At 64.7% G+C, this 21,054-nt stretch carries 15 protein-coding genes; 9 read left to right on the top strand and 6 right to left on the bottom strand.

The features are described from left to right. The first annotated feature begins 29 nt into the window (after positions 1-29). The 5 genes from HND55_12130 (at position 30) to HND55_12110 (ending at position 7,001) form a co-directional block, all read left to right on the top strand. Positions 30-605, top strand: a complete 576-nt coding sequence (locus HND55_12130) for a sigma-70 family RNA polymerase sigma factor (GenBank protein QKK03338.1) — start codon at positions 30-32, stop codon at positions 603-605. Beyond that, entirely contained in the window at positions 605-3,262 is a 2,658-nt protein-coding gene (locus HND55_12125) for a serine/threonine protein kinase (protein QKK03337.1), read from the top strand. The genes HND55_12130 and HND55_12125 overlap by 1 nt, the downstream gene beginning before the upstream one ends. Positions 3,263-3,368: 106 nt before the next feature. Then, positions 3,369-4,325 (top strand): DnaJ domain-containing protein, encoded by a 957-nt coding sequence (locus HND55_12120; protein ID QKK03336.1) that lies wholly within the window; start codon positions 3,369-3,371, stop codon positions 4,323-4,325. Next, positions 4,322-4,636, top strand: a complete 315-nt coding sequence (locus HND55_12115; GenBank protein ID QKK03335.1) for a MerR family transcriptional regulator — start codon at positions 4,322-4,324, stop codon at positions 4,634-4,636. Before HND55_12120 ends, HND55_12115 begins: the two co-directional genes overlap by 4 nt. 268 nt (positions 4,637-4,904) lie before the next feature. Further along, positions 4,905-7,001, top strand: a complete 2,097-nt coding sequence (locus tag HND55_12110) for an NADPH-dependent 2,4-dienoyl-CoA reductase (GenBank protein QKK03334.1) — start codon at positions 4,905-4,907, stop codon at positions 6,999-7,001. A 33-nt stretch (positions 7,002-7,034) separates the two neighbouring features. Here HND55_12110 and HND55_12105 read toward each other — a convergent pair whose 3' ends face one another. Beyond that, positions 7,035-7,964, bottom strand: a complete 930-nt coding sequence (locus HND55_12105) for a homoserine kinase (GenBank protein ID QKK03333.1) — start codon at positions 7,962-7,964, stop codon at positions 7,035-7,037. Continuing rightward, the gene (gene thrA / locus HND55_12100; protein QKK03332.1) at positions 7,961-10,417 is read right to left on the bottom strand and encodes a bifunctional aspartate kinase/homoserine dehydrogenase I; all 2,457 of its coding nucleotides are present in this window, start codon (positions 10,415-10,417) and stop codon (positions 7,961-7,963) included. The genes HND55_12105 and thrA overlap by 4 nt, the downstream gene beginning before the upstream one ends. A gap of 143 nt (positions 10,418-10,560) precedes the next feature. Here thrA and HND55_12095 point away from each other — a divergent pair, with 143 nt between their 5' ends. The 3 genes from HND55_12095 to rpoH all read left to right on the top strand — a co-directional run bounded on the left by HND55_12095 (position 10,561) and on the right by rpoH (position 14,742). After that, positions 10,561-11,334, top strand: a complete 774-nt coding sequence (locus HND55_12095; protein QKK03331.1) for an AMP nucleosidase — start codon at positions 10,561-10,563, stop codon at positions 11,332-11,334. Positions 11,335-11,549: 215 nt separating this feature from the next. Beyond that, the gene (locus HND55_12090; protein QKK04097.1) at positions 11,550-13,613 is read left to right on the top strand and encodes a S9 family peptidase; all 2,064 of its coding nucleotides are present in this window, start codon (positions 11,550-11,552) and stop codon (positions 13,611-13,613) included. Between the two features lie 271 nt (positions 13,614-13,884). Continuing rightward, positions 13,885-14,742, top strand: coding sequence for an RNA polymerase sigma factor RpoH (rpoH, locus tag HND55_12085; GenBank protein QKK03330.1), 858 nt, complete (start codon positions 13,885-13,887; stop codon positions 14,740-14,742). Positions 14,743-14,810: 68 nt separating this feature from the next. Here the strand turns inward: rpoH and HND55_12080 are convergent, their stop codons facing one another. The 4 genes from HND55_12080 to HND55_12065 all read right to left on the bottom strand — a co-directional run bounded on the left by HND55_12080 (position 14,811) and on the right by HND55_12065 (position 20,270). Next, entirely contained in the window at positions 14,811-15,674 is an 864-nt protein-coding gene (locus tag HND55_12080; GenBank protein QKK03329.1) for a hypothetical protein, read from the bottom strand. Positions 15,675-16,615: 941 nt separating this feature from the next. Then, the gene (gene murB, locus HND55_12075) at positions 16,616-17,641 is read right to left on the bottom strand and encodes a UDP-N-acetylmuramate dehydrogenase (protein QKK03328.1); all 1,026 of its coding nucleotides are present in this window, start codon (positions 17,639-17,641) and stop codon (positions 16,616-16,618) included. Continuing rightward, positions 17,628-18,656: a quinone-dependent dihydroorotate dehydrogenase gene (locus HND55_12070; GenBank protein ID QKK03327.1), complete on the bottom strand. Its 1,029-nt coding sequence runs from the start codon at positions 18,654-18,656 to the stop codon at positions 17,628-17,630. Before HND55_12070 ends, murB begins: the two co-directional genes overlap by 14 nt. Positions 18,657-18,740: 84 nt before the next feature. Continuing rightward, positions 18,741-20,270 (bottom strand): aldehyde dehydrogenase family protein, encoded by a 1,530-nt coding sequence (locus HND55_12065; protein ID QKK03326.1) that lies wholly within the window; start codon positions 20,268-20,270, stop codon positions 18,741-18,743. 192 nt (positions 20,271-20,462) lie between these two features. Here HND55_12065 and rpoE point away from each other — a divergent pair, with 192 nt between their 5' ends. After that, positions 20,463-21,044, top strand: coding sequence for an RNA polymerase sigma factor RpoE (gene rpoE, locus HND55_12060; GenBank protein QKK03325.1), 582 nt, complete (start codon positions 20,463-20,465; stop codon positions 21,042-21,044). The last annotated feature ends 10 nt before the right edge of the window (positions 21,045-21,054 follow it).

Below are 21,054 nucleotides of genomic sequence, written 5' to 3'. Positions count from 1 at the left end.
TAGCGACAGTGCCGGATTCAGGAGTTGTCGTGACTGAACATGCCCGGGCGGCGCAGACCGAGGTGACGGAATTCCTCGCCGAGCTGAAAGGTTCGCCGGACCTGATGGATCACATACTTCCGCTGGTCTATGACGACCTGCGGGAGATTGCGCGCTGCCAGCAGGCCCGGTTCGGAGCCACGCCGACGTTGCAGACTACGGAACTGGTCCACGAGGCCTTTCTCAAGCTCCGCCATTCGGCGACCGACAGCATTCGTGATCGCAAGCATCTCAAGCGTCTGGTCTCCATGGTCATCCGGCAGCTGATTGTCGATCATGCGCGCAGCAAGCTCGCCGCCAAGCGTGGTGCCGGGCAGAGACACCTGACCCTGAACGAAGAGCTGGTCAGCGACACCAAGACCAGCGCGCAGACCGTGCTGCTCATCGAGGATGCGCTGGGTCGGCTCGAACAAGCCGATCCTCAGCTGGCCGAGGTGGTCACGGCCCGCTTTTTCAGCGGCATGACTTCCGACGAGATCGCCGACATGCTCGATGTCTCGGTCCGCACGGTACAGCGCTACTGGGATCGGGCGCGCGCCTGGCTGCTCGTCGACATGCAGGACTGATGGCCCGCCGCATAGCCCGCTTGCGCCTGACTGCCGCGCGCCGTCGCCTGCTCGACCGCTTGCTGGAGCAGGCGCTGGATCTTGACGGCGAGGCGCGTCGGCGATTCGTCGAGCAGTGTCAGGCGCGCGCACCGCGCCTGGGCAGATGGCTGGAGAAACTCCTCGATGCGACCGATGAGCCGGCAGGAGCAGTCGATCGTTCCGTCGCTCACTGGGCCGATCAGGCCCTGGCGACGCGTCAGGCCACCGGCGCAGAGCCCTTGGCTGGTGGTACGCGGCTCGGGCCGTGGCGGCTGCTCGAGCAGGTAGGGGTCGGCGGCATGGGCGAAGTCTATCGGGCCGAACGCGCAGACGGCAGTTTCGACATGCAGGTGGCGGTCAAGCTGATTCGCTCACGTTCGGAATTGCTCGCGCGCCTGCTTTCATCCGAGCGTCAGACCCTGGCTCGCCTCAATCACCCGGGGATCGCGCGCCTGCTCGATGGTGGCACAGCCGGCGACGGGCGGCCTTATCTGGTCATGGACTGGATCGAGGGCGAATCACTGAATCAATGGCTGGAGGATCATCAGCCATCCCCCGAGCGCTGCCTCGAGCTGTTTGCGGACATCTGCGATACCGTCGCCGCGGCGCACCGCGAGTTGATTGTCCATGGTGATATCAAGCCATCCAATATCGTGATCACGCCGGACGAGCGTGTCTGCCTGCTTGATTTCGGAGTCGCGCGCTTGCTCGACCAGCGCGAGGGCATCGATCTGCCGATGGCCTTGACGCCGGGGTTCGCCGCGCCCGAGCAGCTTGAGGGCAAACCGATATCGACGGCGGCTGATATTTATTCGCTCGGCGCGCTGCTGCACTCGATCGTTTTCGGGCAGACGCCCGGAAAAGGTGAGCGCAGGCTGCAGCCGCCCTGGGATCACTATCCGCGACATCGTGATCTGATTGCCATCATCGACAGCGCGATGACGGCCGATCCGGCCGACCGCTATGCCACGGCCAATGCCCTGGCCCTTGAGCTGCAGCGCCTGGGATCGGACTGGCCGATCCGCATGCGGCGCGCCGGCCCGCTTGAGCGGCTGCGATGGTGGAGCCGCCGGCATCGCGCTGCCGCGCTGGCCGGTCTGGCGCTGATTTTCAGCGGGATTGCCGGCGTCTCTGCAGTCGCCTGGCAGGCGCGTGTGGCATCGGTGGAGCGGGACCTTGCCCAGGCCGAAGCGGCACGCTCGGAGGCCTTGCGCGAGCACCTGACGCTGCTGTTTCGTGAAGTGGGCAGCCTGAGCGAAGATGCGGAGGAACTGACCGCCCGCGAGCTGCTTGATCGCACGGCGCAGGTGGCCGACGACTGGCTGGCCGACGATCGGGCGCTGCGTCAGCAAGTCAAGATCGTGCTGGCCGAGATCATGATCGCGCTCAACGACTACTCGGCCGCCGAGCCCCTGCTGGCCGGTTTTCTCGACGGCGATCAGGAACAGTTCGATCCGCTGCTTCGTTCCATTGCGCTGCAGGATATGGCCCAGGTCCATCATCGTCGCGGTGAAGTGAAGGCGGGCCTCGATCTGGCGGACCGTGCCGTGGAGATACTCGAGTCGTTTCCGGGCGCACATCCGGCCCGCCTGTCGGATGTGCTGCAGGTGCGTGGTCGCCTGTATCGCGATCTGGGACGTCTGCAAGAGGCGCTGACGGACCTGAGCCGCGCACGTGAGCTGGCGCTGCAGGTCTCATCCAGCCCGCGCCCGCTGATGGCGCGAGCCGAGAACAACCTTGCCATTACGCTGTTGATCGGGGGGCAGACGACCAAGGCGATTCGCCACCTCGAAGCGGCCGAGGCGCTCTGGCTGGCGCTTGGGCGAGAGGAATCGAGTAACGCTCTGGCGGTGACAGCCAATCTGGCATCGGTGCTCAACCGGATCGGGCGCAGCCGCGAGGCCGAGCAGCGACTGCGCCGGGTGATTCGGCTGCGTCAGGCGCATTATGGTGAATCGGCGGCCATGGCCGCCGCCCGACTGGCGCTGGGGCGTCTGCTGGTGGTTCGCGGTGCGCTGGATGAGGCTGAGCAACAACTGCGAGGCGCGCAGGATATCTTTGCCCGCTTCGTCGGCGAAGGCACGCCCGACTATGCCGCAGCACTGCTCGGTCTGGGTGAGCTGGCCGAAGCGCGCGACCGTTTTGGCCAGGCGCGCGCCCATTTTTCGGCGGCCGACGATATCATGCGTTCGCTGCTCGGTGATGCCCATCCCTACACGTTTCAGACCGAGTTGTCGGGCCTGCGTGCAAGCCGGTTGGCGGGCCATGCGCTGGATGCCTCGGCGCTCGATGAACTGGTCGAGCGCACGGCCCAAGCTGGCGGACTTGGGCAGACCGCCCACGCCGAAGCGCTGTGCGAACAGGCTGGTGCAGCCTACGCGCAGAATCGCTACGGGCGCGGTTTGGAGTCGGCCCGAAGGTGTCTGCGTCTGCTACGCGGACTGGGTCTGGACGGCTGGCGACGGATCGAGGCCCGGGCCCTGGTGCGCCTGGGTGAGGAAGCCGCCGGGATGGCACCGGCCACCGGGGCGCTCGACGGTCTGATCGCGCGGCTTGCCGAAGCAATGTTCCCCGACCATCCGCGCGTGATGTGGCTGCACGACCAGGTGCGGCGGATGGACATCGACGGCGGTTGATATGGGGCGCGTGCAGGCGGAGACTGGCGCAATGTTGCTGATTTGGCCTTGAGTTCGGACCAGCTGGCCTTTATTGAGGCAGGAGACCAGGTCACCGGATTTGCTGATGCAGTTCAAGGACTACTACAAGACCCTCGGCGTGGAGCCGGAGGCCGATGCCGACGAGATCAAGCGCGCCTATCGGCGACTGGCGCGCAAGTACCATCCGGACTTGAACAAGGAATCGGGCTCGGAGGATCGATTCAAGGAAGTCGGCGAGGCCTGGGAGGTACTCAAGGACCCGGACAAGCGCAAGCAGTACGATCAGCTGCGGCGTGGCGGCTGGCGTCAGGGCGATGATTTTCAGCCGCCGCCGGACTGGTCGGGCGGTTTCCGTGATGTCGGCGGCGGTGGCCGCAGCCGCGGTTTTGGCGGCGGCTTCTCGGATTTCAGCGAGTTTTTCGAGAACCTGTTCGGCGGCGGCGGCATGGACGACCGCCGCGGTGGGCGTCGCGGCGGCCGGGGGCAGGACGTTCACGCGCGCCTGGTCATCGACCTCGAGACCGCCTATTCCGGAGGCAGACAGCGGATCACGCTGAGTCGATCCGGTGCCGACAGCCGTTCCCCGAATCGCGAGCAGCATCTCGATGTGCGCATTCCTGCCGGCGTGCTGCCAGGGCAGCAGATTCGCCTGGCCGGGCAGGGCGAGCCTGGCCATAGCGGCGCTCCCGCCGGCGACCTGTATCTGGAAATCGATATTCGGCCGCATCGCCTGTTCGAGCTGGAGGGCCGCAACGTGCATCTGACCTTGCCGATCGCGCCCTGGGAGGCGGCGCTGGGCGCCGGCGTGGACGTGCCGACCCTGGGCGGTCGGGTCAGCATGAATATTCCGGCCGGCGCGTCAAGCGGCAAGCGATTGCGGCTCAAGGGGCGGGGTCTGCCGGGCAAGCCACCGGGCGACCAGATCGTCATCCTCAAGGTGGTCGTGCCGAAGCCGACCAGTGACCGTCAGCGTGAACTGTACGAGGCGCTTCGCCGCGAGCAGCCCTTCAACCCGCGTGACGACATGGAGGTAAGCGCATGAACGAGCGTCGACCTGGCATGGACATCGAACTGATCGATCACGAAGTGGCGCTGGAGATCGGCGAGCTCTGCCGGGTCTGCGGAATCAGCCGTGATCGCATCATCGAGTGGGTGGAGGAAGGTGTGGTCGAGCCGCAGGATCGGCAGTGGCGCCGCATCCCGGCCAGCCAGATGCGCAGAATCCGTGTGGCGCTGCGCCTGCAGCATGACTTCGAGCTGGAAACCCCGGCGTTGCCTCTGGTGCTTGATCTCCTCGATGAAGTCGAGGCCCTGCGCCGCCAGCTGAGAGTGTTGCGACGCATGGTCGACTAGTGGGCCATGCGGCTAATTAGGTAACGCTCAGAGCTGCTGTGCTGGTGCGAATCAAGGCGCGTTTCGCAGGGAATGGTTGTTCCCTTTCCAAGAAACGCAACGCCGAGTCGCGCCAGCACAGCGGCTCCCGAAGGGGCGCTGCACAAGCGCCGTGGGCGGCGTTGCACTCGCTTGAATTGGCGATGGCCAGTCCTGCGCTCGCGCGCCTTGCCCACAACGCTTGTGCGACGGCTGAGTGTTACCTAATTAGCCGCATGGCCCACTAGCCATGCATAATGAGCGCTCCGTTTGCCAGGAGCGCATCGTGCCTGACTCAACCGCATCCTCGCCCTACCCGCATCTGCTGCGCCCGCTTGATCTGGGGCACGTCACGCTGCCCAACCGCATCCTGATGGGATCAATGCACACCGGTCTGGAGGATCGGGTGTGGAACTGGTCGCGACTGACGGCCTATTTCGTTGAACGGGCGCGCGGCGGTGCAGGCCTGATGGTGACCGGTGGAATCGCACCCAATCGGCGTGGCAGCCTGGCGCCCCTGGCCTCCAAGCTCACCAATCGAATCGAGGCACGGCGTCATCGCCGCATGACCGAAGCGGTGCACCAGGCCGGCGGCCGGATCTGCATGCAGATTCTCCACGCCGGTCGTTATGCCTACCACCCGTTCTCGGTCGCGCCGTCGTCGATCAAGTCGCCGATCACCCCGTTCCGGCCGCGCGCGCTGTCTTCAAAGGGCGTCGAGAGACAAATCGGCCATTTCGTGCGCGCGGCACGTCTGGCCCAGGACGCCGGTTACGACGGCGTCGAGGTGATGGGCTCGGAAGGCTATTTCATCAATCAGTTCCTGGTGCCGCGCACCAATCATCGAGACGATGACTGGGGCGGGGCATTCGAAAACCGAATGCGTATTGCCATCGAGATCGTCCGGCGCACGCGCGAGGCGGTGGGAAACGCGTTCATCATCATCTATCGACTCTCGATGCTCGACATGCTGGCCGACGGCAACAGCCGCGACGAGGTGGTGGCGCTTGGTCAGGCCATCGAGCGGGCCGGGGCGAGCATCATCAACACCGGTATTGGCTGGCACGAGTCCCGCGTCCCGACCATCGCAACCATGGTGCCCCGAGCGGCTTTTACCTGGGTCACGCGCACATTTCGCGACGCCATCAGCCTGCCGCTGGTGACCAGCAACCGCATCAACATGCCGCACACGGCCGAGTCGGTGCTGGCGCGGGGGGACGCTGACCTGGTGTCCATGGCGCGGCCCTTTCTGGCCGATCCGGAGTGGGTCAACAAGGCGGCGGCCGGTCGCGCCAGCGATATCAATACCTGCATCGCCTGCAACCAGGCCTGCCTGGATCATGTGTTCGAAAACAAGGTGGCATCCTGTCTGGTCAATCCGCGGGCTGCGCACGAAACCCGACTGGTGATCCGTCCGGCCCGCACGCCGCGGAAAGTGGCAGTGGTCGGGGCGGGCCCGGCCGGGCTGGCGGCAGCTACGACTGCCGCCGAGCGCGGCCATCGGGTGGTGCTGTTCGAGGCCATGGACCGCATCGGCGGACAGTTCAACATGGCCATGCGCATCCCCGGCAAGGAGGAATTCGTCGAGACCGTTCGTTATTTCGGTCGCCGCATCGGCCAGGTCGGTGTCGAGCTCCGCCTGAACACAGGGGTCGAGCCTGAATCACTGATTGAAGGCGGCTTCGACGAGATCATCGTGGCGGCCGGCGTGCTGCCGCGTGACCCCGGAATTCAGGGACAGAATCATCCGTCGGTGCTGGGTTATGTGGATGTGCTCCTGCATCGTCGTCCGGTCGGCCCACGGGTGGCGATCATCGGCGCCGGCGGCATCGGCTTCGACATGGCCGAGTTTCTGGTCCACGATGAGCCGTCCGAGCGGCCCGACCCGGACCGGCCGGATGCGGATGCGTTTCTTGCTCGCTGGGGTGTGGATCGTACGCTGGCCCGCCGCGGCGGCGTGCAGGGCCTCAAGCCTGACTTCGGGCCGCCCGCGCGCGAGGTCTGGCTGCTGCAGCGAAAGACCAGCCGCCACGGCAAGGATCTCGGCAAGACCACCGGCTGGATTCACCGGGCCTCACTCAGGCATTACGGCGTTCGCATGCTTGGCGGTATGCACTACGAAGGCATCGACGACAATGGATTGCACGTTCGTATCGATGACCAGGCGCAGGTGCTGGCGGTCGACAATGTCGTCATCTGCGCCGGACAGACCTCGCGCACCGAGCTGGTCGCGCCGCTGCAGGCGGCCGGATTGAGCGTTCACCGAATCGGCGGCGCGCATATTGCGACCGAACTCGACGCCAAGCGGGCCATCGATGAAGGCACGCGGCTGGCAGCCGCGCTATGACGTGAGTCCGGGTCGCAAACCGACGGCCCCGGTTCAGGGCTGAAGGAGCCTGGCCCCCGGGCTGTCGACCGGACTGACATGGACGGTGGTCCGCAGGCCACGGGCTGTAAAGGCAGCGGCCATGCCATGACCAGCGGCTTCGGCCCCGGCCCGGTCCTGGCACCAGGCGAACACGCTTGGACCGGCGCCGGAAATCGACCCGCCGAGGGCGCCACTGGCCAAGGCAGCCGCCTTGACCTCGGCAAAACCCGGAATCAGCGGTGCCCTCGCAGGTTCAATCAGTTCATCGATCAGGCCGTCCGCGATCAGCTCCAGATTGTCGGTAAAGCAGCCACTCAACAGCAGCGCCAGTCTGCTGTGCTGGGCGACGAACTGGCCGATCCGGTAGTTGCGTTCCAGTGCCGCACGTGCCGCGCGGGTTTCGACACGACAGTCGGGGTGGACCACCGCGGCATGCAGGCCGGCGGGCACGGGTATGCGGACGATGCGATGGGCGGTGGCCAGTACCAGTCCGCCGACCAGTTGCGGCGCGACGTTGTCACCGTGGGCTGCGCCGCTGGCGACCCGCTCTCCGGCCAGCGCGAATGGATAAAGCGCCTCGCGCGCCAGCGGCTGGTCGAACAGCGCATTGGCCGCTACAACGGCGGCCACGGCAGAGGCCGCCGAGCCGCCCAGGCCCGAGCTGAGCGGTATGCCCTTGTCAATCTCCAGGGCCACTCCAAACGGTGCCTGACGGTGCTCGAGCAACGCCGCGACCGCCTGTCCGGCCGTATTGGCTTGCGGGTCATGCGGCAATTCGGTCACGATCCCGGAGACGGCGTCGATACAGACGCCAGTCTTTGGGGTTCTGATGGCCGTGACGCGGTCGGCCGGCCCTTCGATGACGTGCCCGAGCAGGTCAAAACCGACCGCGACATTGCCAACGCTGGCCGGTGCACTGGCGGTCGCGCGCTGAGTGCTCACGGTCGCCCACCCAGGCCCTCGACGACGCGCAGCAGATCGGCGAACACGCCGCCGGCAGTGACCGCCGGTCCCGCGCCTGGTCCCTGTACGATCAGCGGATTGTCGCGATAGCGTTCGGTGGTGAAGGCGACGACATTGTCGGTCAGGGCCAGGTGGGCAAAGGGATGGTCGCCGGGCAGGCTTTCGAGCCGCACTTCGGCTTGGCCCGCGGCGTCCAGGCTGGCGACAAAACGCAGAACCCGGCCCGCTCGCCGCGCCTGCTCAAGTCGCTTGTCCATGGCTGGGTCGTAGGCTGCGAGGCCCGCCATGAACGCATCGATGTCGCAGTCTTGCAGGGCGTTTGGGGCCAGCGATTCGATGGAAACATCGTCGAGAGAGATCTCCATTCCCATTTCTCGAGCCAGGATCACGAGTTTGCGGGCCACGTCGGTGCCGGACAGATCATCGCGCGGATCCGGTTCGGTATAGCCGGCGTCGCGCGCCTCGGCGACCAGTGCCGAGAAGGGCGTGCCGGGCTCGAAGCGGTTGAATAGCCAGGCCAGCGTGCCGGAGAAAATACCGTCGATGCGCTTGATCCGGTCGCCCGTGTCGATCAGATCACACAGTGTCTGAATCACTGGCAGGCCGGCACCGACCGTGGCCTCGTAGCGCCAGCGTGCCCCGCTGCGCGCCGCCGCGTCGCGGATCTCGCGATAGCGCTCGAGCGGGCCGCTGCCGGCGTGCTTGTTGGGGGTGATGACATGAATGCCGCGCGCGAGCCAGTCGGCGTAGTGGTCGGGCGGCGTCTCGCTTGCGCTACAGTCGATGAGGATGCCGTGAGGCAGTTCTCCGTCGGCGATGTGGGCGGCCAGTGCATCGAGCGTGGCCGGTTCCGGGCTGTCACCGAGCGGTTGCTGGGGATCGATGTCGTCGATGCCGGCAGCCGACAGGCGCATCAGGCGGGAACCGGCGACGGCGCGCAGGCGCAGATCGATGCCGCGTTCGCCCAGGAGTCGCTCGCGCGCCGCCATCAGCTGCGCCAGCAGCGCGCGGCCAACCTGACCGGGGCCGATCAGTCCGACCGAGACGGTCTGATCGGACAGGTAGAAGCCGGCGTGAACGGCCTTGATGGCGCGTGCAGCGTCGTCTTCGTCAATGGCCACGGAAATGTTGCGCTCCGATGCGCCCTGGGCGATGGCACGCACGTTGACACCGGCGCGGGCCAGGGCCAGGAAGAGCCGGGCGGCGATGCCCGGCGTACCGGCCATGCCCTCGCCGACGATGGCCAGTACGCGGATATCGGGCAGGTCGAAGACCCGCTGAATCAGCCCGTGCCGGATTTCCCGTTCGAACGCCTCGCGCAGCACCTCGACGGCGCGTGCGCGCTCGCTGCTGTCGACCACGACGCAGATGGAATGCTCCGATGAGCCCTGCGAAATCATGCTGACCGATATATCCGCCCGGTGCAGCGCCGAAAAAACGCGTTCGGCGGTCCCCGGTACGCCGATCATGCCGGTGCCCTCGATCGTGATCAGCGCGCGCTGATCAACGCCGGAAATGCCCTTGACCGGTGGATGGGGGTGGCCCCCGGCATCGATTCGGGTTCCCGCCAGTTCCGGCTTGAAGGTATTGCGCACGAATACCGGGATATGGGCCTCCAGGGCCGGGGAGAGCGCCTGTGGATGGATGACACGGGCGCCGAAATAGGCCAGCTCAAAGGCTTCGCGATAGGACAGGTGCCCGAGCACCTGAGCCTGAGGCACCGCTGCCGGATCGGCCGACAGAAGTCCATCGACGTCGGTCCAGATGTGGACCGCATCGGCCTCGAACAGACGGGCGAAAATGGTGGCTGAATAGTCGGAACCGTTTCGGCCGAGCACGGAAATGCGGCCGTCGCTGTGACGGCAGACAAAGCCGGTGATGACGTAGCGGCTGGCCGGGTGGCGGGCTGTCCAGCGGTCGAGCAGACGTTTGCTGGCCGACCAGTCGACGGCTGCCATCATTGCGGTCGGTCGAACCCGCAGCACTTCGCGCGCGTCGATGACAAGCGCCTGGTGACCGCTTGCCTGCAGCCGGGCAGCAAGCAGTTCGGCAGTGCAGATCTCACCCAGGCCGGCAATCAGTTCGACCGCCTCGAGAGGTGCCGTGCCCATCAGGGCGAGGCTTTCGAGCAGCTGACCGAGTCGTTCGAAGCGCCGGCTCAAGGCGTCGCGCAGCGCGGTGTCCGATTGGGTCAGCGCAGCCGCCGTGTCGAGATGATGGCGCCGCAGCGCGGTGAGTTGTCCGAACCAGTCATCCTGGTCCCGGGCGGCGTCCTGGGCCAGGCCGATCAGACGGTCGGTGACCCCGGCCATGGCCGAAACCACGATGCCCTGAGCGGCATCGTCCCGGCCCGCGACCAGTTCGGCGACATGCATCAGGCGATCAGCATCGCCCAGGCTGGTGCCGCCAAACTTGTGGATTGTCCAGCGCATGCTTGCTGCGCGCTCCCTGCGATACGTTCTTCAACGCAGTGTAGCCTTGATCGCTGTCTGGTTTGACGGCGATTGCGGTAGCATACGCCAGCGCGGTCCCTGGCCGTCTGCCGGGCGCGCGTGAGCCACCTTGGAGCCGGACCATGCAGGACAAGCAAGAGATCGTCAGTAACTGGCTGCCGCGCTATACCGGTACAGCAATCGGCGACTTCGGCGACTACGTGCTCCTGACCAATTTCGATAACTACGTCGAGAAGTTTGCCGCACTTGCCGGGTCAGACGTGCGCGGCCGTGACCGTCCCATGCGCAACGCCACGGCTGACGGCATTACCATGATCAATTTCGGCATGGGCAGCGCCAATGCTGCTACGGTGATGGACCTGCTCAGCGCCGTCGCACCGCGCGCCTGTCTGTTCCTGGGCAAGTGTGGCGGGCTGAAAAAGAAAAACCGGCTCGGCGATTTGATTCTGCCGATCGCCGCGATCCGCGGTGAAGGGACCTCCAGCGACTACTTTCCCCCGGAGGTGCCGTCGCTGCCGGCGTTCACTCTGCAGCGAGCGGTTTCGTCAACGGTCCGTGACCACGGAATGGACTACTGGACCGGCACGGTCTACACCACCAACCGGCGGGTGTGGGAGCACGACAGGGGATTCAAGAAGTACCTGCGCAGGACCCGTTGCATGGCCATCGACATGGAGACGGCGACGATTTTCATTACCGGGTTCGCCAACAGCATTCCGACCGGTGCCCTGCTGCTGGTCTCCGACCAGCCAATGATTCCGGAGGGGGTCAAGACCGATGCCTCCGACCGGGTCATTACGCAGCGCTTCGTCGATGCGCAGATTGCCATCGGCATCGATGCGCTCAAGGAGATTCGCGACGAAGGCCGCTCGGTCAAGCACCTGCGCTTTGACTGAAATGAGCGGCCATGCCCGCGATGCCGGTTCGGTGCAAGCGCGCGACCCCTGTCCCGGCCGGACATCGCGTCTCGGCGCCTGTCACCAATGGCACAGGCAGACGTCGACGGCTTCTGGCATGATGCCTCGGCTGTGACCCCTTTTATGGACAATGGATAATGACCAACCAGTGGATACTGATTCTGATGACCACACTGCTGACGGCGATGCCCGCCATGGCCAACGATGAAGATCCGTGGCTGTGGCTGGAGGATGTCGAAGGCGAGAACGCCCTGGCCTGGGCCCGCGGACAGAATGAGCGCTCGCTGACCGAGCTCAAGTCACATCCGCTGTTCGAGCCGATCCACGAGCGTGCGCTCGAGATTCTGACCTCCGGGGATCGCATCGCCTATCCGGCCCTGCAGGGCGGAGAAATCTACAACTTCTGGCGTGACGACACGCACGTGCGAGGCATCTGGCGCAAGACGACGCTGGCGCGCTATCGCAGCGATGTCCCGGACTGGGATGTGATCCTCGATATCGATGCACTGGCCAGGGCCGAGGACGAGAACTGGGTCTGGGCGGGTTCGAGCTGTCGCTATCCCGACTACGATCGCTGCCTGATCGGTCTGTCGATTGGCGGTGCTGATGCGGCGGTGCGTCGGGAGTTCGATCTGGAAACGCGCGAGTTCGTGGACGACGGCTTCGTGCTGCCGGAATCGAAAAGCTCGATCAGCTGGCGCGACCGCGACAGTGTCTGGCTCGGTCCGGCCTTTTCCGATGAGCAGGTCACCGATTCGGGCTATCCGCGCAGCGCGCGCATCTGGCGGCGCGGCACGCCGATCGGGGACGCCGAGCTTGTCTTCGAGGGCGAGCGCGGTGACGTGGCCGTCTGGCCGATGCGGCTGTGGGACGGTGATGATCACTACGACCTGATCATCCGCGCCGACAGCTTCTTTACCCGCAAGTACTATCTCTATCGGGGCGGCGAGACGCATCGGGTCAAGGTGCCGCATGATGCCGAGCTGGCCGGGTTGATCAACGGCCAGCTGATCATCGATCTCAAGTCCGACTGGGAGATCGACGGGATTACCTTCAGCCAGGGCGCGCTGGTCGCCGGGCCGATGGAATCATTTGTCGGCGATGCCGAGCCGAAGCTGTCGCTGGTTTTCGAGCCGAATGAGCGCCAGTCGGTGGCCGGCGTGAGCACCACCGACAACACGGTGATCGTCAACGTGCTCGACAAGGTCATCGGCCGACTGGTGCGCTTCTCTTACGACGACACCGAAGGATGGCAGCGGACTGATCTGGACGCTCCCGACATGGGGGCGATCTCGGTGGTCACCGCCGACGATCGTTCCGACCGCTTCTTCTATAACTACACCGGTTTCCTGACGCCCTCGACCCTGTTCGAGGCTGACGCTGCTGCCGATACCCATCGTCAGGTGCGTGCAGAGCCGGCCTGGTTCGACAGCACCGACATGAACGTGGCGCAGCATGAAGCGGTCTCGGCCGACGGTACGCGCATCCCGTACTTTGTCGTCATGCCGGCTGGTTTCGAAGCCAATGGACGTAACCCCACACTGCTGTCAGCCTACGGCGGTTTCGAAGTCTCGCGCACGCCGTTCTACTCCGGCGTGACCGGGTCGGCCTGGCTCGAGCGCGGCGGTGTATTCGTGCTGGCCAATATCCGCGGCGGCGGGGAGTTCGGCCCGAACTGGCACCAGGCGGCACTGAAGGAAAACCGCCAGCGCGCCTTCGACGACTTGATCGCGGTCGCCGAGGATTTGATTGAGCGAAACATCACCGCACCCGATCATCTCGGCATCCAGGGCGGATCGAACGGCGGTCTGCTGGTCGGGGCGGTGATGGTGCAGCGTCCGGAGCTGTTCGATGCGGTGGTCTGCCAGGTACCGCTGCTTGACATGAAGCGCTTCCACAAGCTGCTTGCCGGGGCGAGCTGGATGGCCGAGTACGGCAACCCGGATGATCCCGGCCAGTGGGCCTATATCCGTGAATACTCGCCCTACCAGAACGTCTTGGCCGATGCGGAGTATCCGCGCGCCTTTTTCACCACCTCCACGCGCGACGACCGCGTGCATCCCGGTCATGCCCGCAAGATGGTCGCGAAGATGCTCGACCAGGGCCACGACGTGCTCTACTACGAAAACATCGAAGGCGGCCACGGCGGCGCGGCCAACCTCAAGCAGCGCGCCTACATCTCGGCCCTGATCTACGCCTATCTGCACGGCCGGCTGGCCGGCGGCGAGGAGAGTGGGCAGGGCCCGGGCGGGTCCTGATTGCAGCTGGAGCCGCGTGCGGGTACCGGATCGCGCTCATACGAAACCCCCGGTTTCGAAATCGCGCGACCCGGCACCCGCACCGCCTGTAATGCCCTGATCGTGCTTCCGCCTGATAACTTGCAACCGGTAATGCGGGCCCCAAGGTCTGGAACTCGACCCCCGGGAACCGGTCAAACCGGGCGACAGGCAAAACGGGACCAGATCGATCCCCGTTTTGCGAATTGTGGCTTCAGTTGGTATCATTGAAGTGCTCTAACAGGAGGAATGCATGACCAAGGAACTCGTACCCAGTCATCTGCTCGCACCAGCCGGAACCGGCTCGCTGGATGCCTATATCCAGGAGGTCAATCGCATTCCGGTCCTGAGCCTGGAACAGGAGCAGAGCCTGGCCCGCCGCTATCGCGACGAGGACGATCTTGATGCCGCGCGCCAGCTGGTCATGTCGCACCTGCGTTTTGTGGTGCACGTCGCGCGCGGCTACTCGGGCTATGGTCTGCAGCTCGGTGACCTCATCCAGGAAGGCAATATCGGCCTGATGAAGGCGGTCAAGCGCTTTGATCCGGACCAGGGGGTGCGCCTGGTCTCGTTTGCCGTGCACTGGATCCGGGCCGAAATTCACGAGTTCATTCTCCGCAACTGGCGCATCGTCAAGGTCGCGACCACGAAGGCCCAGCGCAAGCTGTTTTTCAACCTGCGCAAGCAGAAGAAGCGCCTGGGCTGGCTCAACCAGTCCGAGGTCAACGCGGTGGCCGACGATCTGGGTGTCAAGCCCGAGGTGGTCATGGAAATGGAGTCGCGTCTGGCCGGCCAGGACATTGGCTTCGACATGTCGGTTGACGATGACGAGTCGACCTATATGGCCCCGGCAGCCTATCTCGAGGGGTTGGCGGCCTCACCCGACGAGGCGGCCGAAGCCGACGATTGGGAACAGCACCATCACAACCTGCTGTTTGACGGCATCGAAAACCTGGATGACCGCTCGCGCGACATCATCCAGAGTCGCTGGCTGATGGACCCCAAGACCACGCTGCAGGAACTGGCCAACAAGTACGACGTCTCGGCCGAGCGCATTCGCCAGCTCGAGGCGGCGGCGCTGAAAAAGCTCAAGGCGCGATTTGACGCCTGAGCGGTCCAGCACCGCCACCCGTGGGGTGGCATGCCCCGGCCCATATCGTCAGCGCTGGCGCGCATGCATCACGAATCAATAGGCGACAGCAGGTCGGGGTCGGTGACGAGATTGCGCACGCCATGCCCGCCCGCCTCATCGAAAACGTTATCCCGGCACCAGCGAGCGACCGATGCGATATCCACTCGCAGCACTTCAGGCCTCACGCTCCAGGTCACCTGAAAAGGTGAGCCCTGCTCGTTATAGTCGGGGCCGGTGGTGGACCCGGCGTACTGTATCGGCTGACCGGTATCATCCGGAATGTTGAGCGCCTGATGATAGCCGGCGACCATGCCGACCTCGGTCAACTCAATGAAATTCCGGGCGGTCGTGTCATTGACCAGAACATAAACCTGGGTTTCGACACGCAGCTGCGGGTTGCCGGTTGTCTCGCTCAGACAGGCTCCAAGGGTGGGGCCCGGCTGCACCTGGGCGGTGGAGTAGACGTAGTGCAGCTCAATGGTGTCGCCGGGTGACAGCGCGCCGTTGTCGGTCGGGCAGACGGGCTGGGCAATCGGCGTGAGTTCGGCGTTGGTGAGTTCTCCGGAGTAGCGATACCCGGTCCCGTAACCCCGCCCGTCGCCGTTGCCTGCATGGGTCGTGAATTGACCACCGCGATGCTCGGCGTGGGTGTGGAAGTGGATGTTGCACAGATTCATCTGGCCGTAGGCGGGCGCCAGCGAGAATACCCTCGCGTTGTTGCCCGCGACCGAATCGATATCGCGAGGCGATTGCGGACCGAAACCGGCGCCTTCGGTGTTGCGGGCCAGCGCTTCACGCTGTTGTGCAATCACACGGTCAGGCACCTGGGTATTCGTGCTGTGATCGTCGGCCAGGGTCGGTAACGGCAAGGTCATGATCGCGACCAGCACACCAATTCGTCCAGTTCTCATACAGGCTCCTTGAGTTTTCTGAAAGGGCGGCCCGATGCCGACTGCAGACTGGTTGTCAGCAGCGGCCCGGTCCATTGCGCCGGCAGTCAAGCCGGAATCAGCCAGGGAGCCCCAGAACGACCCTGCACAGGCGCGACGGCGACTTTGCGGGAGGCTCCGGCTTTTTTGACTGAAGCGCGCTCCGCGCAGTGTTGTTCAGCGGTTCCCTGAATGGCTGAAGCCGTTGATCAGTGCTGATGAGCGGCGTCGGATTGAAAAATAGCAGACGCATGTGAACGCTAGTGGGCCATGCGGCTGATTAGGTAACACTCAGAGCCACTGTGCTGTGTGCAAATCAAGGCGCGTTTCGCAGGGAATGGTTGGTCCCTTTCCAAGAAACGCAACGCCGAGTCGCGCCAGCACAGTGGCTCCCGAAGGGCTGCCGCACAAGCGCTGTGGGCTGCGTTCCGCTCGCTTGAATTGGCGATGGCCAGTCCTGCGCTCGCGCGCCTTGCCTACAACGCTTGTGCGACGGCTGAGTGTTACCTAATTAGCCGCATGGCCCACTAGCCGCAGTCGGCGGCCAGGTCAGACGCCGCGTCGCAGCCAGTCACTGACTCGAAGCGGTCGGAGAACAGCTGTGCCGGCAATCCGGTGGGTGTGGCAAAGAACTCGAGCGCAGGGCAATCATCGAGCGGTTGGCGCTGCCCAGCCGGTCCGGCCAGTCTACCGAGTAGATCCGGCTGCCGTCGCCGAACTGGAATGGACCCAGCCTGGCGAAGATCGAGCCGCCTGCGCCCTCGGCGGTGTGGCCGCCGGCCGGCACGCGGGCAGGTATTCATGGCGTCCACTCGGGCTGGAGATTCTCACCGGGAATGTTGCACGAATTCGCTGCGGGGCGTCAAACCCGGCCCGTCCGGTCTTCCGGTCCCGGTTCGGGGTGCTGAGGCAAGCCGCGGCGATCAGGCCTGCAGTGAGCCGATCAGCTGTGGTTCGGGGTCCAGTTCGATGCCGAATTCATTGCGCACCGCAGTTGTGATCTCGTCGACCAGACCGACCAGTTGCCGGGCGGTGGCGCGACCGTGGTTGACCAGAACCAGCGCATGCCGGTGGTAGACGCCGGCGTCACCGACGCGCCGGCCGCGAAAGCCCAGCCTTTCGATCATCCAGGCCGCAGCGAGCTTGACGCTTCCATCCTGCGTCGACCAGTGTGGCAAGGTGGGGAACTGGCGCAGCAGTTCGCTCGCCTGAACGGCCGTGACAACCGGGTTTCTGAAAAAACTGCCGGCATTGGGCAGTCGCGCCGGATCGGGGAGCCGATGGCGGCGCAGACGCATCACGGCCGCGGCCAGCTGGCGGGCGCTGGGCTGCCGGATGCCGGCACAGTCGAGAGCCCTGGCCAGGCTGGCGTAACGGGTATCGGGTCGGAAGCGTGTCGACAGACGCAAAGTAACCGAAGTGATCAGAAACCGGCCCGGTTCAGCTGACCTGAAACGGCTGTCGCGGTAGTTGAAGGCGCAGTCGCCAGGCGCGAGGCTGACAAGGCGCCGTTCCTGCCGGTCCCACGCGCTGAGGCGCTCGAACACGTCGGCCAGTTCCACGCCGTAGGCGCCGATGTTCTGCATTGGCGCCGCTCCGACCGAGCCCGGAATCATGACCAGGTTTTCCAGTCCGTGCAAGCCGCGTTCGATGCAGCGGCGCACCAGCCCGTGCCAGTTCTCGCCGGCCGCCGCGGTGACCAGCACATCGTCGCCACTGGATTCAAAGGACACGCCCGAGAGGCGGTTGAGGATCACGCGGCCGGCAAAGTCACCGAGAAAGACCGTATTCGAACCGCCGCCGAGCACCAGGTCTTGGCTGTCCGCCGGGGGCATGGCGTTGAGTTGTTCGGGCGAGTCCAGAACGATCAGTTCTGCCGCGCGTGCCGGCAGTCGGAAGGTGCTCAGCGACGACAGGTCCGCCAAGCGGTGGGTTTCAGCCCGCTTCATCCGGGGCATCCCAGGCACGGAGGCACTCGGCAATCAGCGTCGGGCCGCGATAGATGAACCCGGTGTAGATCTGCACCAGGTCAGCCCCGGCTCGCCGCTTGTCGGCGGCGTCCTGTCCCGAGGTGATGCCGCCCAGCCCAATGAGCGGAAAGTCCGGGCCCAGCACCGTTCGGGCCACAGCCAGCGCATGGTCGGCAGCCGCCTTGACCGGCGCACCGCTCAGGCCTCCGGCTTCGCCGGCGTGGCGGTGATCCGCAACGGCCGACCGATCCAGGGTGGTGTTGGTGGCGATCAGGCCATCGATGCCCGAGTCGGCGACCACCTCGAGAGTCGCCTCCAGCCCCCCTGGCTCCCAGTCGGGCGCAATCTTGATCAGCAACGGCCGGCGAACGTCATGCTCATCGACCAGCCGGTCACGCAAGCCGGTCAGTTCGGCCAGCAGCTCGGTCAGCGGTCCGGTGTTCTGCAGATCACGCAGGTCGGCCGTGTTCGGTGAGGAGATGTTGACGGTGATGTAGTCGCAATACGGAAACACCCGCTCCAGGCAGTAGCGGTAATCATCGACTGCTTTGTCGACTGGCGTGTCTTTCTGCTTGCCGATGTTGGCGCCGACGATTCCTTCGAAACGGCGCTGCTGCAGGCGTTCGACCAGGTGGTCGACGCCCTTGTTGTTAAAACCCAGGCGGTTGATCAGGGCCTGGTGTTCGGGCAGCCGGAAGAGCCGCGGTTTCGGGTTTCCGGGCTGCGGCTGCGGGGTGACCGTGCCGACCTCGACAAAACCGAAGCCGAGCTGGCCCAGTGCATCAATGTAGTCGCCGTTCTTGTCCAGGCCGGCTGCCAGCCCGACCGGATTGGCAAAGCTCAGGCCCAGCACCTCGACCGGCACGGTCGGCGGGCAGCCGGCCAGCAGCCGCGGCAGGCCAACAAGCCGTCCGGCCGACAGCGCATTCAGGGCGATGTCGTGGGCGGTCTCCGGGGGAAGGAGAAACAGGCCGTTGCGGAGCCATTGATACATGACGGCGATTTACGGTTTACGGTTCAGGGCAAAGCGGCTTTCGCGCGTCTGCCACAGTCCGCCCGTAAACCGTGAACCTGTCACTCACAGATCGAATTTGATGCCCTGGGCCAGCGGCAGTTCACGCGACCAGTTGATGGTGTTGGTCTGTCGGCGCATGTAGGCCTGCCAGGCATCCGAACCGGATTCGCGACCGCCTCCGGTTTCCTTCTCGCCGCCGAAAGCGCCGCCGATTTCCGCCCCCGAGGTCCCGATGTTGACGTTGGCGATACCGCAGTCCGAGCCCCGATGTGACAGAAAGTACTCGGCGTTTCTCAGGTCGGTCGTAAAGATGGAGGACGACAGACCCTGCCTGACGTGGTTGTGCTTTTCCATTGCTTCCTCAAGAGTCCTGTAGGCAATCACGTAGAGAATCGGCGCGAAGGTCTCTTCCTGCACGATCTCCCACTCGTTCTCGGCCTTGATGATGGTTGGCTCGACGAAAAACCCTTCACGCTCGATTCGTTTGCCGCCGGTCAGCACCTTGCCCCCGGCTTCGCGGGCGCGGGCCACGGCCTGCTCGAAACGCCGGACGGCATTCTCGTCGGTCAACGGTCCCATCAGGGTGTCAGGATCGAGCGGATCGCCGATTCGGACCTGCTGGTAGGCCTTGACCAGCACCTCCGTGACCTGATCCTCGATCGATTCATGGACGATCAGGCGGCGAGTGGTCGTGCAGCGCTGTCCTGCGGTACCGACTGCCCCGAACACGATGGCCGGCACAGCCAGGTCCAGATCGGCCGTTTCGTCGAGAACGATGGCGTTGTTTCCGCCCAGCTCCAGCAGGCTCTTTCCCATGCGGGCCGCGACCCGTTCCCCGACCTGACGCCCGATCTGGCACGAGCCGGTAAACGACATCAGATCCACGCGTTCATCGTCGACGAAGCGTTGCGCCAGCTCGTGGCCGGGTTCCATGAACGAGGTAAAGACAGGCGGCACATCGGTGTCAGCCAGGGCTTCGTTGACGATGTTCTGAACCGCGGCGCAGCACAGCACCCCTTTCGGCGATGGTTTCCACACCGTCGCATTGCCGCAGATTGCCGACAGCAGGGCGTTCCAGGCCCATACGGCGACGGGAAAGTTGAATGCGGTCACTACCCCCACCAGGCCCAGGGGGTGCCACTGCTCGTACATGCGGTGCCCGGGGCGCTCGGAATGCATGGTCTTGCCGTAGAGCATGCGCGACTGGCCAACCGCGAAATCGCCGATGTCGATCATCTCCTGGACCTCGCCGTCGCCCTCGGCCTTGATCTTGCCCATCTCCAGCGCAACCAGCGAGCCGAGCGGATCTTTGTAGTCGCGCAGCGCCTGCGTCACCCGCCGAACGGCATCGCCCCTCGCCGGTGCCGGCACCATCTTCCAGGCCTCGGCGGCTTCCAGCGCCGTTCCAATCACCTTCTCGTAATCGGCATTGCTGGCGCCGCTGACCCGCGCGATGACCCGGCCGGTTGTCGGGTTGATCGACTCGACAACATGCTCCTCGCGGGTTTCCGACCACTGCCCCGGGCCAAAACAGGCGCCCGGATTGAGGCTGGACAGTCCGAGACTTTCAAGCAGGCTCTGATGATCATTCATGGTGATTTCTCCCTTGCTCTGTGCGCAGTTTAAAACAGACTATTATCGCATCGTTGCGATCACCGCGGCGGCAGCGGGCGTGATATTCTCTTGCCGGAACATCCTGATTGATTTCACGAAACTATCCGGCCGGGACGCGGTCTCTTTCAGTGCGTGCCCGGCCGCCCTGATCCAAGGACGGGAACGGCCCTGATGGGCGAACGGGAAATTGACCAAGAACTGGTAGAGCGTGTCCAGAATGGAGACAAGAAGGCTTTCGATGTGCTGGTTGGCAAGTATCAGCACAAGATCGTCAGCCTTATCTCCCGCTACGTGTCCGACCACGCCGAAGCGATGGACGTTGCCCAGGAGGCTTTCATCAAGGCCTATCGCGCCATGCAGCGATTTCGGGGTGACAGCGCTTTTTACACCTGGCTGTACCGGATTGCCATCAATACAGCGAAGAATCACCTCGTTGCGCAGAACCGGCGGCCGCCGCTGTCGGACGTTGATGCTCAGGATGCGGAACAATTCCAGGTCGACACGCGTCTCAAGGAGCAGGACTCGCCGGAGCATGAATTGCTCAAGGAGGAAATCGAGCGCACGATTCACGAGGCCATCGCCGACCTGCCGGAGGATCTGCGAATTGCCATCACGCTGCGCGAGATGGAAGGCATGAGTTACGAAGAGATCGCGACCACCATGGATTGTCCCATCGGTACGGTTCGCTCGCGAATTTTCAGGGCGCGCGAAGCGATTGATACGCGGCTGCGCCCGCTGCTAGACAATCAGTGAATTGAATGGA

The organism is Pseudomonadota bacterium (assembly GCA_013285445.1).
Taxonomy (GTDB): domain Bacteria; phylum Pseudomonadota; class Gammaproteobacteria; order Xanthomonadales; family Wenzhouxiangellaceae; genus Wenzhouxiangella.
This window is presented reverse-complemented; position numbering and strand designations above follow the sequence as displayed.

Coding starts and splice junctions, on each gene's coding strand:
- HND55_12125 (QKK03337.1), top strand. CDS start 605: ATGGCCCGCCGCATAGCCCGCTTGCGCCTGACTGCCGCGCGCCGTCGC.
- HND55_12080 (QKK03329.1), bottom strand. CDS start 15,674: ATGAGAACTGGACGAATTGGTGTGCTGGTCGCGATCATGACCTTGCCG.
- murB (QKK03328.1), bottom strand. CDS start 17,641: ATGAAGCGGGCTGAAACCCACCGCTTGGCGGACCTGTCGTCGCTGAGC.
- thrA (QKK03332.1), bottom strand. CDS start 10,417: ATGCGCTGGACAATCCACAAGTTTGGCGGCACCAGCCTGGGCGATGCT.
- HND55_12120 (QKK03336.1), top strand. CDS start 3,369: ATGCAGTTCAAGGACTACTACAAGACCCTCGGCGTGGAGCCGGAGGCC.
- rpoE (QKK03325.1), top strand. CDS start 20,463: ATGGGCGAACGGGAAATTGACCAAGAACTGGTAGAGCGTGTCCAGAAT.
- HND55_12070 (QKK03327.1), bottom strand. CDS start 18,656: ATGTATCAATGGCTCCGCAACGGCCTGTTTCTCCTTCCCCCGGAGACC.
- HND55_12095 (QKK03331.1), top strand. CDS start 10,561: ATGCAGGACAAGCAAGAGATCGTCAGTAACTGGCTGCCGCGCTATACC.
- HND55_12110 (QKK03334.1), top strand. CDS start 4,905: ATGCATAATGAGCGCTCCGTTTGCCAGGAGCGCATCGTGCCTGACTCA.
- rpoH (QKK03330.1), top strand. CDS start 13,885: ATGACCAAGGAACTCGTACCCAGTCATCTGCTCGCACCAGCCGGAACC.
- HND55_12090 (QKK04097.1), top strand. CDS start 11,550: ATGGCCAACGATGAAGATCCGTGGCTGTGGCTGGAGGATGTCGAAGGC.
- HND55_12115 (QKK03335.1), top strand. CDS start 4,322: ATGAACGAGCGTCGACCTGGCATGGACATCGAACTGATCGATCACGAA.
- HND55_12065 (QKK03326.1), bottom strand. CDS start 20,270: ATGAATGATCATCAGAGCCTGCTTGAAAGTCTCGGACTGTCCAGCCTC.